Source organism: Sphingobium sp. UBA5915 (genome assembly GCF_002431195.1).
Classification (GTDB): domain Bacteria; phylum Pseudomonadota; class Alphaproteobacteria; order Sphingomonadales; family Sphingomonadaceae; genus Sphingobium; species Sphingobium soli.
Genome location: NZ_DJDV01000082.1, coordinates 1 through 16159, shown reverse-complemented (window position 1 = coordinate 16159; position 16159 = coordinate 1). Strand labels below are relative to the sequence as shown.

Genomic DNA, 16159 nt, shown 5'->3' with positions numbered 1-16159 from the left:
TGCAAGTGTCTATTGCCAGTGGCTTCGTCCCTCCGCCATGCCGTAACGGCAGGATGCGCAACGGGGATAGGCGACGAAAATGACTCCTTTGGGGGCGCGTTTGAACCCCTGAGGCCAAAGAATCGTCAGCGTGGGCGCGCGGAAACCGGATGGGTGCCGACTCGTTATCCGACCCGTGGACGAGGAGGCCAAGGAATGCCGGGTTTGACGCCGCCAACGGATTACGCTTCATGACGTCTGTGCCCGATCAAGCCTCCGCCAGCCCCGCATCGCCCTTTTCCATCCCGGTATTTCGGGCGATCTGGTTTGCCAGTCTTGCGTCCAATTTCGGCGGGCTGATCCAGTCTGTCGGCGCGGCATGGATGATGACATCCCTTTCCGCGTCGCCCTTGCTGATCGCGCTGGTGCCCGCCGCGACGACCCTGCCGATCATGCTTTTGTCGCTGTGGGCGGGGGCTGTCGCCGACAATCTGGAGCGGCGCAAGGTGATGATCGCCTGCCAGGCGTTCATGCTGCTGGTGTCGGCGCTGCTTGCCGCGACTGCATGGGCGGGCTGGATGACGCCCTGGCTGCTGCTGGGGTTCACCTTCCTTCTGGGCTGCGCCACCGCGATCAACGGGCCTGCCTGGCAGGCGTCTGTCGGAGACATGGTGCCACGCGCCATCCTGCCCAGCGCGGTGGCGATGAACAGCATGGGTTTCAACCTGGCGCGCAGCGTCGGGCCCGCGCTGGGCGGCGTGATCGTCGCAGCGGCGGGGGCGGCGGCCGCTTTTGTCACCAATGCGGTCAGCTATCTGGGTCTGCTGGTGGTGTTGGCACGCTGGCGGCCCGAACTGCCGCCGAAATTGCTGCCGCGCGAAAGGCTGGGCGTCGCGATGCTGGCCGGGCTCGGCTATGTCGCCATGTCGCCCAAGATCAAGCTGGTGCTGCTGCGTGCGGGCATATTCGGCCTTGGCGCCGCGGCGGTTTCCGCATTGATGCCGCTGGTCGCGCGCGACCTGCTGGGCGGTGGCGCCCTGACTTTCGGCGTGACCAGCGGTGCATTCGGATTTGGCGCTGTGCTGGGTGCGTTGTCCAGCCGCCGTTTGCGCACCCGCTATTCGGTCGAGGCCATCGTCCGGTCGGCCGCGCTCGCGCTCGCGATCGGGACGGCGCTGACCGGCGCCAGCACGTGGCTGTGGGTGGCCCTTCCCGGCTACATGCTGGCAGGCGCGGGCTGGGTACTGGCGCTATCGACATTCAACGTGTCGGTACAGATGTCCGCGCCGCGCTGGGTCGTCGCGCGCGCGGTCGCCCTGTATCAGATGGTCGCGTTCGGCGGCATGGCGGGCGGGGCCTGGCTCTTTGGATGGGTGGCCGAACAGGATGGCGTGGTCACGGCCCTTTATACCGCGGCAGCGGTCCAGTTCGTAGCGGCCCTGCTGGGTCTGTGGCGGCCGCTGCCGCAGATTGGCGACGACAATCTCGATCCGCGCGGCGACTGGCAGGAGCCGGACACGGCCGTACCGGTCGAACCACGCAGCGGACCCATCGTCGTCACGATCGAATATCGCATTCCGGCAGGGTCGATCGTGCCCTTCCTGGCCGCGATGAGCGAGCGGCGGCGGATTCGCAGGCGCGATGGCGCGCATGGCTGGCAATTGTTGCGCGACCTGGGCGAGAGCGATTTGTGGGTCGAACGCTATCATGTGTCGACATGGCTGGATTATGTCCGTCACAATCAGCGGCGCACCGTGGCGGATATTGCCAATAGCGATGCCATTCATGCCCTGCACGACCGGCCGGAACCCCCGGTCGTGCATCGCCGGCTGGAGCGGCAGACGGGATCCTTGCCGCTCAGCCGATCGCCCGACGCGCGGGAAATGGGGGAAGGCTGGATCGATCCGACGCGATCGAGCTGATCAGCCTGCCGTGGCCAGATCATCCGGCGTGTCGATGTCGCGCAGAATGCCGGCGGGCGCTTCGATCTGCAATCCATGGCTCAGCAGCGCGCGTGCGCCCTGATCACCGCGCAGAGCCAGCAATTCGGGGAAATGCTTGCGCCCGATGAAGGCCGGGGGTGAGGAGGAAAAGCCGTCCGTCGATGCCACGACGGACCGTATGTCCTCGGCCGCAAGGCAGATATGGTTATAGTGGGTCTGCGGAACGTCGGGCATGTCGGCCAGGCAAATGAGAATGCCGCGCACGTCCCGGTTGGGCAGGACATGCCGCACCGCGCGCACGATGCTGCCCGACATGCCGTCCTGTGGCCGGTCGTTGACGATGATGCTGTAGCCGCGCCGGTCGAGCTTGCGATGGAGGACCGGGGCGTCATCAATCGGCCGCGTCACCGCGACCAGTTCGGCAAAGGCCATGGAGGCGACAGTTTCCAGCACATGAGCCGCCATGGGCTTGCCGCGTAGTGTGGCCATCAGCTTGTCCTCCTCACCAAAGCGGGAGGATGTACCGGCGGCAAGCAGGACGGCGGCGATATGTTCAGTGCGCATAGGAAGAAGCGAATGTCATGTTTATGAGGCGATCCAGATTGGTTCGCGATGTGCCACCGGGGCGATGCTGTGTCCAGCATGGCGGAAAGGACTGGTCAGGGTCCCCCCCAATCGCCATATGCGGGGCGATCAGGAAAGGAGCGGCGAGGACCCATGGCGTGTGACATTGATGCGGAAACCATTGGCGAAGGCAAGGAACCGGTGCCCGCGGACGTCAGCGAGGCCATCCGCACCTTGATCCGCTGGGCCGGCGACGCGCCCGAACGGGAAGGCTTGCTGGAGACGCCCGAGCGGGTGGCACGGGCCTGGCGGGAATATTGCCGCGGCTATGACGACGATCCGGCCTATCATCTTTCACGCATCTTCCATGAAGTGGGCGGCTATGACGACATCGTCCTGCTGAAGGATATTCCGTTTCAGTCGCATTGCGAACATCATATGGCGCCGATCGTTGGCAAGGCGCATATCGCCTATCTGCCTGGCGACTATGTCGTGGGTATCTCGAAACTGGCGCGGGTGCTCCATGCCTATGCCAACCGGTTGCAGGTGCAGGAAAGGCTGACGTCCGAAGTCGCCAACTGCATCCAGGAGCATCTGAAACCCCAGGGCGTCGCCGTCGTTATCGAGGCGACCCATGGCTGCATGACCGGCCGGGGCGTGCGCACGCCCAACGTCATCATGAAGACTAGCCGCATGCTCGGCGTGTTCCGCGATGATGAAAAATCGCGCGAGGAAGTGCTGAAGCTCATCAGCGCATGATTGAGCCGCAAGAGACGGGATATCGTCCGTTGGGGCGTGCGCGGGCTGATGCAGAGCCGGTGGGCAAGCCGCTGGCCGCCAAGCGGCTCGCGCTGGTGACGGGCGGGCACCGGCGGCTGGGCGGCATTATTTCCGCCGCTTTGGCGCGCGCCGGCCATTCGCTGGCCATCCACGGCAGTCATGACACGCGGCTTGATTCCCACCTGGCGCTGGCGCTGGAGGAGGAAGGGACGGAATGGGATGGTTTCGTCGTCGATTTTGCTGACCCCGAGGGCGCTGAGGAACTGGTGGCGAAGGTCGCCGAGCGCTTCGGACGACCGCCCGACATTTTGGTGAACAGCGCGGCGATGTTCGGGCAGGATCAGCTGGACACGGTGACGGCCGATGATCTGATGCGCCATTATGCGGTGAATTGCGCGGCGCCCGTCATGCTGACCAAGGCGTTCGCGACCGTGCCGGCCGGCGCGGTCGACCGGTGCATCATCAATATCCTCGACCAGCGGATCGACCATCCCCATGGAGATCAACTGGCCTACACGCTTTCAAAACTGGCGCTTGCCGGTCTCACCCGGACGAGTGCCGCCAGCCTGGCGCCCAAAGTGCGCGTCAACGCGGTCGCGCCGGGCCTTACCATCGCGACGCCCGATTATGACGCAGCGCAAATGGAGCGACTGGGCGAGATGATGCCGCTCGCGCGCCTGCCGCAGGCGGAAGAGATTGCGCAGGCCGTCCTTTATCTGACGGACGCGAGCGCCGTCACCGGTCAGACGCTCTACGTCGATGGCGGTGCGCACCTCAAAAGCTATGAGCGCGATTTCATGCATCTGTGCCGATGACATTGGCACAATTGCAAGGGCAGGAGGGCTGGCGATCCACCGAGCATCGCCATAAAGCGGTCCTCAATGGACATAAGGGAGATGGCGATGACCTATGAAACGATCCTGGTCGAACAGCGCGACGCGGTAACGTTGATCACGCTTAACCGGCCGCAGGCGCTCAACGCGCTCAACAGCCGGGTGCTCGCTGATCTGAGCGCGGCGTTCGGCGCCTATGATGCCGATCCGACGCAGCGCTGCGCGGTGCTGACGGGCAGCGGGGAAAAGGCTTTCGCCGCCGGCGCCGACATCAAGGAAATGGTGGACAAGGACGCCGCCGACTTCTTCCTGGAGGATTTCTTTTCCGGCTGGCAGACCGGCGTGGTTGCCACGCGCAAACCCTGGATCGCGGCGGTCAATGGCTTTGCGCTCGGCGGGGGCTGCGAACTGGCGATGATGGCGGACTATATCATCGCTGCTGACAGCGCGAAGTTCGGCCAGCCCGAAATCAAGCTGGGCGTGGCGCCCGGCATGGGCGGGTCGCAGCGGCTGACCCGCGCGGTCGGCAAGGCAAAGGCGATGGACATGTGCCTCACCGGCCGCATGATGGGTGCGGAAGAGGCCGAGCGTGCTGGCCTCGTCAGCCGGATCGTGCCGGCCGCGACGTTGCTGGACGAAGCGCTCAAGGACGCTGCGCTGATCGCCTCCATGCCGCCCATGGCCGCGATGGTGAACAAGGAAATGGTCAATATCGCGTTCGAAACCGGGCTGGCGCAGGGCCTGCTTACCGAACGCCGCCTGTTTCAGATACTCACCGCGACCGAGGACAAGAAGGAAGGCATGACCGCCTTTGTCGAAAAGCGCGCGGGCGTCTGGAAGGGGCGCTGATGCGCTTTTGTTGCTATATTGCAACAACAGGGAGATTGTTGACGGACAGATAGCGGCTTGGCGCACCAACCTCGTTTCAACAGACAACTGAAACGACTGGTGGGTGCGTCCAGACCTGGCCAGCGACCAATGGAGAGGGGGTGCGGATCGCCGCGCCACCTGATCGGCTCGCATTAGCCAGGGGAGCCTTTTCATGTCCGTCCGTTTGCCCATTCGTCTTTCCGCGCGCGCCGCCCTGCTGCTGGCGAGCGCCGCCGGTGCCCTGAGCACGGCCCAGGCGCAGGAGCCGGCCGCTGGCGACGAAGATCTGATCACCGTGACGGGCCGCCGCGTCTCGCAGGCGTCGGAGGCGATCGGCGAGGACAAGATCAGCAACGTCGTCGCGGTCACGCGCGAGGCGCTGCTGTCCGCGCCGTCGGGCATTTCGGGTCTCAAGATGCTGGAGCAACTGCCCGGCTTCAATGTGCAGACTGACGGCGCGCTGGGGCTGTATGAGTTTGGCAACAGCGTCCAGACCCGCGCCTTCAACCTCGACCAGATCGGGTTCGTGGTTGATGGCATCCCGACCGGTCGCAGCGATGCCTTTGGCGGCAGCCCGGTGTTCCGCTATGTCGATAATGAAAATCTGGGCGTGGTCGAAGCGGCGGTGGGCGCGGGCGACGTGTCCCTGCCCAGCTATTCGACGCTGGGGCCGGTGGTGCAGTATAACAGCATCGCGCCGCAGGAGGATATGGGCCTGTTCGTGTCGCAGAGCTTTGGCGACTTCAACATGAAGCGCACCTTCATCCGCGCCAGCACGGGACGCGTCGGCCCGTTCAAGGCCTATGTCAGCCGCACCAAGCTGGACACCGACCTGTGGCGCGGGCCGGGATCGGTCGATCGCGAACATTGGGAAGGGCAGATCCACGCCGACCTGGGCGGCGACAGCTGGGCGCGGTTCAAATTCGTGTCGAATGACTTTTTCGATTATGATTCGCCAACGCTCACCCGCGCGCAATATAATTGCACGGTCAAAAGCCTGACGGGCGCATGCGGGCGCGATTATGCCTATATTGAAAATGTCCCCAACACGACGCCGGGCTTCGAACCGACCGTTCCGAGCGTCTATTATTCCAACAGCAATTATGCGCAGGTCTACAACCTCGCCATCAACGTCCGGAAGGACAAGCTGTACGGCGCGACCTTCCATGCCGGGATCGCGGATGGCGTCTGGGCCGAATCCACCCTCTATTGGGAGGACAAGAGCGGTTATGGTGTTTCGCCCGATACCTATGCCAATTCCCTGACGCGTTATACCGGGCAGGTCGCGGTAGGCCTGCCCGTCACGGCGCCCAAAGGCGTGGAGTTCGGTCGATCGGGCGTGGGCGGCGACCGCTATGGCATCACCACAAAGCTGCACTGGGAGATGGGCGTCAATACGGTCGAAACCGGCATGTGGGCCGAAGTCGACAAATATCATCGCACGCAGGCGCGCTATAACACCGTCGATGGCGCCCCCGATGGCGCACCGTTGCTGGACGAACTCGTCTATCTGCGCCGCGATTATCGCTCGAAGCGCGACACGCTCCAGATTTTCCTGAAGGACACGCTCAAGCTCGCCGATGAGCAACTGGTGCTCGATCTTGGCTTCAAGGGCCTGATGATGGATTACCGCTATACCGGCTATCGCGATTTCGACGACTATTATCGGACGGTCGGCGGCGTTGCGGTGCCCGGCTATGGCCCCAGCGTCAATCGCGCCCAATATCGCGACATGTTCCTGCCGATGGCTGGCCTGCTCTACAAGATTGATGGCCGCACTCAGGTCTTCGCCTCCTACGCCGAAAATATGGCGCTGCCCAAGGGGATGGACGACATTTACTCCGCCATCCGCGCCGGCGGCGCGCTGGTGCCGCAGCCCGCGCCCGAACGGTCGACCAATATGGAAGTTGGCATCCGCACCAACCAGGGCCAGCTTTATGCTTCGCTCGCCGGTTATTATACGAAGTTCAAGAACCGCATTCAGTCGATCACCTCCATCCTTCCGGGCAGCGGCGGGGCGGCTACGGAAACATTCTTCCAGAATGTCGGCCGGGTGCGCGCCTATGGCGTCGAGTTCAGCGGAACCTACAAGCCCGCCTTCCTCAATGGACTGGCCTATGGCAACCTCAACGTCACCTACAACAACGCCAAGTTCAAGGATGACATCCCCGCGGCCACGCCAATCGAGATTGCGGGCAAATATATTCCCGACAGCGCGAAATGGATCGTCGGCGGCGGCATTACCATCGAACCGGCAAGCTGGCTGGTGGCCAATATTTCGGGCAAATATACGTCGAAACGCTGGTCGACCTTCACCAATGCCGCAGGGTCCAGCGTGCCGGGCTTCACCGTGTTCAGCGCCTATGTCGATATTGGCGATGGCTGGACCTTCGGCCCGATCAAGAGCGTGAAGGCGCGGTTCAACATCGACAATCTGTTCGACAAGGATACGCTGTCCTATATTTCTTCGTCCGTGACCGGAGACGGTTTCTTCCGCCCGCTGAGCCCGCGCACCTTCCAGTTCACGCTGACGGGGGAAATCTGATGCGCGCGATGATGATGATGGGGGCGGCGCTCGTTGCGTTGCTCCCGACAGCCGCGATGGCGCAAGAGCCGGCGGTGTCGAAGCAGACCTACCAATTGCATCAGAAGCTGCTGACGCTCGACAGCCATCTCGACACGCCTGCCTCGCTCGACCTGCCCGGCTGGTCGATCGACGAAGAGCATGACGTGCTGCATGATTTCACGCAGGTCGATCTGCCCCGCATGAAGAAGGGCGGGCTGGATGGCGGCTTCTGGGCGATTTACACGAGCCAGGGACCGCTGACGTTCGAAGGGTTCCGCAAGGCGCGCGACTTTGCGATCCTGCGCGGCCTGTCGATCCGCAATATGGTCGCCGCCGATCCCGACAATTTCGCGCTGGCGCTTGAAGCCAAGGACGCCGCGCCCATCGCCGCAAAGGGCAAGCGCGTCGTCTATATGTCCATCGAAAACGCCTATCCGCTGGGCGAGGACGTGTCGTTGCTCGACACATTTTACGCCATGGGCGTCCGCGTGGTGGGCTTTGCCCATTTCGCGCATAACCAGTTCGCCGACAGTTCGACCGACCCGTCGGGCAAGCCGCGCTTTGGCGGGCTGTCGCCGCTGGGCAAGGAACTGCTCAAGGAGATGAACCGGCTGGGCGTCGTGCCCGACGCCTCGCACAGCAGCGACCAGGTGCTGGACGACCTGCTGGCGCTGTCAACGACCCCGGTGTTGCTCACCCATTCGGGCTGCAAGGCGGTCTATGACCATCCGCGCAATGTTGACGACGCGCATTTGAAGGCGCTGGCGGCAAAGGGCGGGGTCATCCAGATGAACGCCTATGGAAGCTATCTGAAAGCGTCCAAACCCAACCCGGAGCGGCAGAAGGCGATGAGCGCGCTGTTCGCGTCATTGCGCGAGGGCGGGAAGATAACGGCAGAGAAGCGCGCAGATCTGCTGGCTAAGCGGCGGGAGATCGACCGGCTCTACCCGGAGACCGACCGGGCGACCTTTGACGATTTCATGACGCATATGCTTCATGCATTGGAGGTGGTGGGACCAGACCATGTCGGGATTGGCGCGGACTGGGATGGCGGTGGCGGCGTCGTCGGCATGGAGGATGTGGTCGACCTGCCCAAGATCACCGCCGCCCTGCTAAAGGCCGGTTATAGCGAGGCGGACGTCCAGAAAATCTGGTCGGGCAATGTCCTGCGCGTGCTGGCGGCGGCGGAGGCCGGGAAAGCCCAATAGGCGCGTGTTCGCGCCTATTTCCCCTCCAGCATCTCGATCATCAAGGAGAAGTCGCGCCCGCCTTCTCCTTGGTTGGCGAGCATCTGATACAGCGCCTCGGCCGCATTACCCATCGGCACCGATGCGCCGACCGACGCGGCCGCCGCGCTCGCCAGCTTGAGGTCTTTCAGCATCAGGCCCACGGCAAAGCCACCTTGATAGCCATTGTCGGCGGGCGTTTGCGGGCCGACATTAGGCACCGGGCAATAGCTGGTCATCGACCAGCTCTGACCCGACGACACGCTGCTGATGTCGTAGAAGGTCTGCGGGTCGAGCCCCAGCTTCCGCGCCATGGCAAAGGTTTCGCAGGTCGCGACCATGGTCGCGCCCAGCAGCATGTTGTTGCAGATTTTGGCTGCTTGGCCATTGCCCGCGCCGCCGGCGTGGATCACCGCCTTACCCATGGCGGACAGGATCGGCCTGGCGCTGTCGAAGGCCGCGTCCGTGCCCCCGACCATGAAGGTCAACGTGCCCCCATTGGCCGCCGCGATGCCGCCCGATACCGGGGCGTCGACCATCGCGAAACCGGCGGCGCTGGCCGCTTCGCTCACGCGCCGGGCGGTCGCGACGTCTATGGTGGAACAGTCGAGGAACAGCGCGCCGGCTTTGGCCGCGCCGAAAACCTCGCCAGTGTAGACGGCTTCGACATGGCTGCCGGCGGGCAGCATGGTGACGACGGCGTCGGCTCCGGCAGCGGCGTCCGCAGCGTTTGCCGCACGCACCGCGCCATGGCCTTCGGCCTTGACCAGCGCTTCCTCCGACAGGTCGAAGGCGCGCACGGCATAGCCGTTTTTGAGCAGATTGGCGGCCATGCCACCGCCCATATTGCCAAGCCCGATGAAGGCGATCGTCTGGGTCATGTCGGCATCCTCCTTAGTGATGTAGGCCGATCAGGCGTCGGCGAAGTCGGGCAGGGGCGTCCAGCTCCGGTCGGCCGGCAGCGGGGAAAAGATCGCGTCGATCATCGCCTCGCTCACCTCTTCCAGCGTTGCCGGGGTCCAGCGCGGCGCATTGTCCTTGTCGAAAATCACCGCGCGCACGCCTTCGACAAAATCGGGCCGGCGGATGATGGCGCAGGCAAGGCCATATTCCATCGCCATATTGTCGGCGAAGCTGGACTTGGCCGCGCCTTCCACCAGCTGGCGCAGCGCGACCTTGATCGTCTGGGGCGATTTGGTGCGCAAAATTGATAGCTGCTTGTGCGCCCATTCGCCCCCGTCCGCTTCCAGCGCTGCGACGATCTCCTCCGCCGTGTCGGACGCGAACAACCGGTCGATATCGGCGCGCGATGCGGCCAGCTTGGAGCGGGGCGGCTGGGCGTTGGCCGCATCGAGCACAAGCGTCAGGTCCCATGGGTTGGTCAGGATGCGCGCCTTGACGGCATCCAGCGCTTCGGACGGCATATAATGGGTGGCGATGCCGATAGCGGCACAATCGGCCCCGTCGATCCGGGCGCCGGTCACCGCGAGCCAGGCGCCTATGCGCCCCGGCAGGCGCGGGAGATACCAGCCGCCCCCCACATCGGGAAACAGGCCGATGCCGGTTTCGGGCATGGCAAAGGTCGTGCGTTCGGTCGCGACACGGTAACGCGCCGGCAGGGACAGGCCAACGCCGCCGCCCATGACGATGCCGTCCATGAAGGCGACGATCGGCTTGTCATAGACGAACAACAGATGGTTCATCCGATATTCGATGCTGAAGAAGCGCTCGGCCTCGACGCAGTCCGTTTTTGCGCTGTTGGCGATGAGGGCGATATCACCCCCGGCGCAAAAGCCGCGCGACAATTTGGGGTCGCCATCGGGCGCGGGCAGATGGTCGATCATGACCGCGACCACGCTGTCGTCCTTCGCCCAGCCAAGCAGCGCGTCGATGATGGCGACGCACATTTCGGGCGTGAGCGCGTGGATCGCCCTGGGACGGTTCAGCCGGATGCGGCCGACGCCATTTTCGATGAAGGTCAGCACCGGGTCCGTCATGTCCATCTCCCGCTGGTGGGTGGGCGCAGCCATCATCCCTGCCGCAGCATGTCGCGGGCGACGATCATGCGCATGACCTGGTTGGTGCCCTCCAGGATCGAATGAACCCGTAAATCGCGCCAGAAGCGTTCAACCGGATAGTCCATCAGATAGCCATAGCCGCCATGCAGCTGGAGCGCGCGGTCAACGACCGACGACCCCGTGTCCGTCGCCAGCCGCTTGGCCATGGCGGCAAAGCGCGTCTTGTCGGGCGCGTTCTCCGTCACCTTGACGGCGGCCGCGTAGAGCAGGGTCCGCGCGGCCTCCAATTCGGTCAGCATGTCGGCCAGCATGAATTGCGTATTCTGGAAATCGGCGATCGCCTGACCGAACTGCTTGCGGTCCTTGGTATAGCGCACGGCCTCGTCGATGCAGCGCTGCGCCCCGCCCAGCGAGCAGGCGCCGATATTGAGCCGCCCGCCGTCCAGCCCCATCATGGCGATGCGAAAGCCCTCGCCTTCCGCCCCGACCAGATTGTCCACGGGCACGCGCACACCATCGAAATTGACCTGCGCGGTGGGCTGCGAATGCCAGCCAAGCTTGCGCTCGGGCGCGCCGAAGCTGACGCCTTCCATGTCCTTTTCGATCACGAGGCAGCTGATCCCCCTGGGGCCATCCTCGCCCGTCCGCACCATGACGACATAGAGTTCATTTTCGCCGCCGCCCGAAATAAACTGCTTGGACCCGGTGACGACATAATGGTCGCCATCGCGCACCGCCCGCGTCTTGAGCGCTGCGGCGTCCGAGCCCGATCCGGCCTCGGTCAGGCAATAGCTACCCAAACGGTCCATCGGGATCATGGAGGGCAGATATTTGTCCTTGAGCGCCTGGCTGCCGAACCGATCGATCATCCATGCAGCCATGTTGTGGATCGATATGAAGGCGCTGGTTGACGGGCAGCCATAGGCCATGGCTTCCATGATCAGCGCGGCTTCCAGCCGGCCAAGGCCGATGCCGCCCGACGCTTCCGACACATAGATGCCGCCAAAGCCGAGTTCGGCGGCGGACTTGATCGTGTCGCGGGGAAAGATGTGCTTTTCGTCCCATTCGCCGGCGAATGGCGTGATGGCGTCAGCCGTAAAGCGCTGCGCCATGTCCTGGATCGCGCGCTGGTCTTCGGTCAGATCGAATTGGGTCATGCTCTCCTAGCTCCGCGCCTGTTCCGTCATGTCGGTCTGCGCGCCATGATCTTCGTCTTCCTCGATTGTAGCAATGCCGCATCCTTGCCAGCAATGGGGAAGTTGTGCATCAATATGCTGCAAATTTGCAGGGGTTAAAATGTTCGACTGGGATGATCTGCGGGTGTTTCTGGCGGTTGCGCGCGCACGAAAGATCGCCCCTGCCGCCCGCGCGCTTGGTATCGACGCGACGACCATCGCGCGCCGTCTGTCGCGACTAGAAAAGGCGCTGGGGGCCGACCTGTTCGAAATGGGCGGGGGCGAGCGCGCCCTGACCACCAGCGGGCTGACGCTGCTGCGCCATGCCGAAGGGGCCGAAAGTGCCGCGCTGGCAGCCATGGAGGAGGTGAAGGGGCAGGAGCATCGCTTGAGCGGGCAGGTGCGCCTGTCGGTCGCGGAAGGATTCGGGACCTGGGTGCTGGCGCCGGGCATGGGGGCGTTCAACCGGCGTCACCCCGGCATAAGGCTGGACCTGGTGACGGCATCGGGTTTCCTCAATCCGTCCAATCGCGAGGCCGACATGGCGGTCATGTTGGCGCGCCCGCAGCGTGGGCGGCTGACGGTGCGGCGGCTGGGCGACTATCGTCTGCACCTTTATGCCGCGCCTGCCTATCTGGACAGGGCCGGACATCCCATCACATCCGCCGACCTGCGCCATCATGTGCTGATCGGCTACGTGCCCGAATTCATCTTTTCGCCCGAACTGGATTATCTGGACGAGGTGGAAGCGGGGCTGGAGGCGCAGTTGCGCGCGACCAGCATCAACATGCAGCAGCGGATGATCGCGGAAGGGGCGGGCATCGGGGTGCTGCCTGATTTCATCGGCCGGCGCGATCCAGCTTTGACCGCGATCATGACGGATGCGGTGGAAATCACCCGCAGCTTCTGGCTCGTCATGCATGGCGACCTGCGCCACCTGGCGCGGATCGGTGCGGTCGCCGAGTGGTTGCAGGAGCGGGTTGACCTGCTTAGCGGGCAGCGTCCGGGCCAATGATCCGCTATCAAAGCCGCGAAAGCTGATCGACGCGGGCGCACGACGCCGCTAAGGGAGTCGCGATGGATAGAGAGCGGTCGCATTTCGCCCATGCAGCATAGGTCCAAGCGCAGCCGGGCAATCGCCTTGCCCAATAGCGAGTTGCGCACGCGCGCCACCGAATATCTGGATTTTCTGGCCGCGTGGGTAAAGAAGCCCCGCCAGACGGCCTCTGTCGTGCCGTCCAGCCGCTTCCTCGCGCGCCTGATGGTCGAGCAGATCGACCCTGCCGGCGGTCGCGTGCTGGAGTTGGGCGGCGGTACGGGCGTGTTCACGCGCGCCATCCTGGAAACCGGACTTCCGGCGAACCATCTGGAGGTGGTGGAAATCAACCCGGCGTTCGCGCGCGGGCTGCGGCGTCATTTCCCCTCGGTTTCGGTACTCGAAACGCCGGCGCAGATCGTATCGACGGCGACGGCCGGCGAACCTGGCGACTATCAGCTGGTGGTGAGCGGCCTGCCGCTGCTGGCGATGGACCGCCATGTCCATGCCGACATCCTGTCCGAAGCCTTCCATATGCTGCGGCCAGGTGGCAGCTTCATACAATTCACCTATTCGATGCGCCCGCCAGTCAACCGCGACATACTCGATGCCCTGGGACTGGACGTGGTGCGCGACGGGCATACCGTGCGCAACTTCCCGCCGGCGACCGTTTTCCGGTTCTTCAGGCGCGGGCAATAGGTTGCATAAGGCCATCGGCCCCCTATCTTCGCCGCAACGCGAAAAGGGGGACCGCCGTTCATGGCATCCATTATCAACATACGCGGCCTGACCAAACGCTATGCGTCGGGCTTTGAGGCGCTAAAGGGCGTCGATCTTTCGATCGAAGAGGGTGAGATTTTCGCGCTGCTGGGCCCCAATGGCGCGGGCAAGACGACGATGATCTCCATTATCTGCGGCATTGCGCGGCCGACCGGCGGCGAGGTGCAGGTCGCAGGGCATGATATCGCGCGCGATTATCGGGGCGCGCGCAGCGCGATCGGGCTGGTGCCCCAGGAATTGAGCACCGATCAGTTCGAACGGGTGATCGACACCGTGACGTTCAGCCGCGGCCTGTTCGGCAAGCCGCGCAACGACGCCTATGTCGAAAAAATCCTGCGCGACCTGTCCCTGTGGGACAAGCGGCACAGCAAGATATTGGAATTGTCGGGCGGCATGAAGCGCCGGGTGATGATTGCCAAGGCGCTGAGCCATGAGCCGCGCGTCCTGTTCCTGGACGAGCCGACCGCGGGCGTCGATGTCGAGCTGCGGCGCGACATGTGGAAGCTGATCGGCGAACTGCGCCAGACCGGCGTCACCATCATCCTGACCACCCATTATATCGAGGAGGCCGAGGAAATGGCCGACCGCGTGGGCGTCATCAACCGGGGCGAACTGATGCTGGTCGAGGAAAAGACCGCGCTCATGAAGAAGCTGGGCAAGAAGACGCTGACGATCGTCCTGATCGACCCTATCGCGACGCTGCCGCCGGAACTGGCGGACTGGGACCTCACGCTCCATGCCGAAGGGCAGGAAATCGAATATATTTTCGATGCGCAGGCGGAGCGGACGGGCGTGTCGTCGCTGTTGCGACGGCTGGGCGACCTGGGCCTGGGCTACAAGGACCTCAACACGCGCCAGAGCAGCCTGGAGGATATCTTCGTCAGCCTGGTTCATCAGGAGAAGGCCGCATGAGCATTCAGAATCTGCGCGCCATCGCCGCCATCTACAAGTTTGAGCTGCACCGGTTCCGGCGCACGCTGCTCACGGGCCTGCTGGTCCCGGTCATCACCACGTCGCTCTATTTCGTGGTGTTCGGCGCAGCCATCGGCTCGCGCATCACCGAGATCGAGGGCGTGAGCTATGGCGCGTTCATCGTGCCGGGGCTGATCATGCTGACGCTCTTGACGCAGAGCGTGATGAACGCCTCGTTCGGCATCTACTTCCCGCGCTTCGTCGGCACGATCTACGAACTTCTTTCGGCGCCAATCTCGCCGCTGGAGATCGTGATGGGCTACGTCGGCGCGGCCGCGACCAAGTCGATCGTCCTCGGTCTCATCATCCTGGCGACCGCGGGCTTCTTCGTGCCGCTGCGGATCGCGCATCCCGGCGCGATGCTGGCGTTCCTGGTGCTGACCGCGTTCAGCTTCAGCCTGTTCGGCTTCATCATTGGCATCTGGGCCGATGGGTTCGAGAAGCTGCAGATCATTCCGCTGCTCATCATCACGCCGCTGACGTTCCTGGGCGGCAGCTTCTATTCGATCAACGTGCTGCCGCCGGCGTGGCAGACCATCAGCCTGTTCAACCCGGTGGTGTATCTGGTGTCGGGCTTCCGCTGGTCCTTCTACGAGGTCGCCGACGTGCACATCGGCTGGAGCCTCGCGGCGACCGGTGCTTTCCTGCTGGCGTGCCTCGTCATCGTGACGTGGATTTTCCGCACCGGCTACCGGATCAAGACGTAATTTCTGCGACTTTGGCGATCCTTCCCGCCGGGCGGCGCGCGATGCTACGGTTCGCGCAACGAACGGGTTCGGATCGATTGAGGGGAGGCTTTCGTGACGTTGAAGCTCGCGCGCCGCACGGCGCTGGCTGCTCTCGGACTGGCGCTTTTGGCAACGGGCGCGCAGGCGCAGGCCGATTATCCCAATCGTCCGATCACCCTGATGGTCGGACTTGCCGCTGGCGGCATCACCGACGTCACCGCGCGTCTCTATGCCGAGGCGGTGGCGAAGGTCACAGGCCAGCGTGTCATCGTCGAGAACAAGACCGGCGCGGGCGGCGGTGTGGCGGCGGCCTACGTCCAGAACGCAACGCCCGACGGCTACACGCTTCTGGGGTTCTCGGGGTCGCAGCACGCGACGGTGCCGGCCGTCAGCAGCGCAGCCTATGACCCGGTGAAAGGCTTCTCGCCGATCACCTACCTGTTCAACAGCGTGGTCGTGCTGGCGATACCGGCCGAAAGCCCGGCCAAGACGCTCGCTGAGTTGCACGAATTCGGAAAGAAGAAGCAGGGCGGTCTGACCTTCGGCACGCCGGGGCTCGGCTCGCCGTCGCATCTGCTCGGCGCGAAGATTCTCCTGCGCGACAATGTGCCGTTCGAGACGGTGCACTACCGCGGCGGCGCACCGATGATGGGCGACCTGCTGACCAATCGCGTCGATTTCGGCTGGCC

At 64.0% G+C, this 16159-nt stretch carries 15 protein-coding genes; 11 read left to right on the top strand and 4 right to left on the bottom strand.

All coding sequences use genetic code 11. The features are described 5' to 3' along the window. Positions 1 to 230 precede the first annotated feature (230 nt). Entirely contained in the window at positions 231 to 1901 is a 1671-nt protein-coding gene (locus B2V90_RS13600) for an MFS transporter (RefSeq protein WP_228220426.1), read from the top strand. Here the strand turns inward: B2V90_RS13600 and B2V90_RS13595 are convergent, their stop codons facing one another. After that, the gene (locus B2V90_RS13595; RefSeq protein WP_009821277.1) at positions 1902 to 2486 is read right to left on the bottom strand and encodes a nucleotidyltransferase family protein; all 585 of its coding nucleotides are present in this window, start codon (positions 2484 to 2486) and stop codon (positions 1902 to 1904) included. A 153-nt stretch (positions 2487 to 2639) separates the two neighbouring features. Between B2V90_RS13595 and folE the strand changes: the two genes are divergently transcribed. The 5 genes from folE (at position 2640) to B2V90_RS13570 (ending at position 8743) form a co-directional block, all read left to right on the top strand. Continuing rightward, on the top strand, positions 2640 to 3245 hold the full coding sequence (folE, locus tag B2V90_RS13590; protein ID WP_228220425.1) for a GTP cyclohydrolase I FolE: 606 nt from the start codon (positions 2640 to 2642) through the stop codon (positions 3243 to 3245). Beyond that, positions 3242 to 4081 (top strand): SDR family oxidoreductase, encoded by an 840-nt coding sequence (locus tag B2V90_RS13585; RefSeq protein ID WP_228220424.1) that lies wholly within the window; start codon positions 3242 to 3244, stop codon positions 4079 to 4081. The genes folE and B2V90_RS13585 overlap by 4 nt, the downstream gene beginning before the upstream one ends. An 87-nt stretch (positions 4082 to 4168) precedes the next feature. After that, positions 4169 to 4948, top strand: coding sequence for an enoyl-CoA hydratase-related protein (locus B2V90_RS13580; protein ID WP_228220423.1), 780 nt, complete (start codon positions 4169 to 4171; stop codon positions 4946 to 4948). A 193-nt stretch (positions 4949 to 5141) separates the two neighbouring features. Continuing rightward, positions 5142 to 7514 carry a TonB-dependent receptor gene (locus B2V90_RS13575; RefSeq protein ID WP_228220422.1) on the top strand — a complete coding sequence of 791 codons (2373 nt, stop codon included), beginning with the start codon at positions 5142 to 5144 and terminating at the stop codon, positions 7512 to 7514. Continuing rightward, the gene (locus B2V90_RS13570) at positions 7514 to 8743 is read left to right on the top strand and encodes a dipeptidase (protein WP_228220421.1); all 1230 of its coding nucleotides are present in this window, start codon (positions 7514 to 7516) and stop codon (positions 8741 to 8743) included. The genes B2V90_RS13575 and B2V90_RS13570 overlap by 1 nt, the downstream gene beginning before the upstream one ends. 14 nt (positions 8744 to 8757) lie before the next feature. Here the strand turns inward: B2V90_RS13570 and mmsB are convergent, their stop codons facing one another. The 3 genes from mmsB to B2V90_RS13555 are packed head-to-tail and all read right to left on the bottom strand — an operon-like array spanning position 8758 to position 11936. Next, a complete protein-coding gene (gene mmsB / locus B2V90_RS13565) occupies positions 8758 to 9642 on the bottom strand; it encodes a 3-hydroxyisobutyrate dehydrogenase (RefSeq protein ID WP_228220420.1) in 885 nt (294 codons plus the stop codon). 30 nt (positions 9643 to 9672) lie between these two features. After that, complete coding sequence (locus B2V90_RS13560; protein ID WP_228220562.1) at positions 9673 to 10758, bottom strand: enoyl-CoA hydratase/isomerase family protein; 1086 nt, start codon at positions 10756 to 10758, stop codon at positions 9673 to 9675. Positions 10759 to 10790: 32 nt separating this feature from the next. Then, a complete protein-coding gene (locus tag B2V90_RS13555) occupies positions 10791 to 11936 on the bottom strand; it encodes an acyl-CoA dehydrogenase family protein (protein ID WP_228220419.1) in 1146 nt (381 codons plus the stop codon). Positions 11937 to 12075: 139 nt separating this feature from the next. Between B2V90_RS13555 and B2V90_RS13550 the strand changes: the two genes are divergently transcribed. From B2V90_RS13550 to B2V90_RS13530, 5 genes are all read left to right on the top strand, one after another. Next, positions 12076 to 12969: a LysR family transcriptional regulator gene (locus tag B2V90_RS13550; RefSeq protein WP_228220418.1), complete on the top strand. Its 894-nt coding sequence runs from the start codon at positions 12076 to 12078 to the stop codon at positions 12967 to 12969. A gap of 90 nt (positions 12970 to 13059) precedes the next feature. Next, positions 13060 to 13689, top strand: coding sequence for a class I SAM-dependent methyltransferase (locus B2V90_RS13545; protein ID WP_228220417.1), 630 nt, complete (start codon positions 13060 to 13062; stop codon positions 13687 to 13689). 60 nt (positions 13690 to 13749) lie between these two features. Then, positions 13750 to 14682: an ABC transporter ATP-binding protein gene (locus tag B2V90_RS13540; protein ID WP_009821289.1), complete on the top strand. Its 933-nt coding sequence runs from the start codon at positions 13750 to 13752 to the stop codon at positions 14680 to 14682. Next, positions 14679 to 15449 (top strand): ABC transporter permease, encoded by a 771-nt coding sequence (locus B2V90_RS13535; RefSeq protein ID WP_293921709.1) that lies wholly within the window; start codon positions 14679 to 14681, stop codon positions 15447 to 15449. The genes B2V90_RS13540 and B2V90_RS13535 overlap by 4 nt, the downstream gene beginning before the upstream one ends. A gap of 93 nt (positions 15450 to 15542) precedes the next feature. Continuing rightward, positions 15543 to 16159, top strand: a 617-nt coding sequence (locus tag B2V90_RS13530; protein ID WP_293921707.1) for a Bug family tripartite tricarboxylate transporter substrate binding protein, incomplete at its 3' end; no start/stop codon positions are given.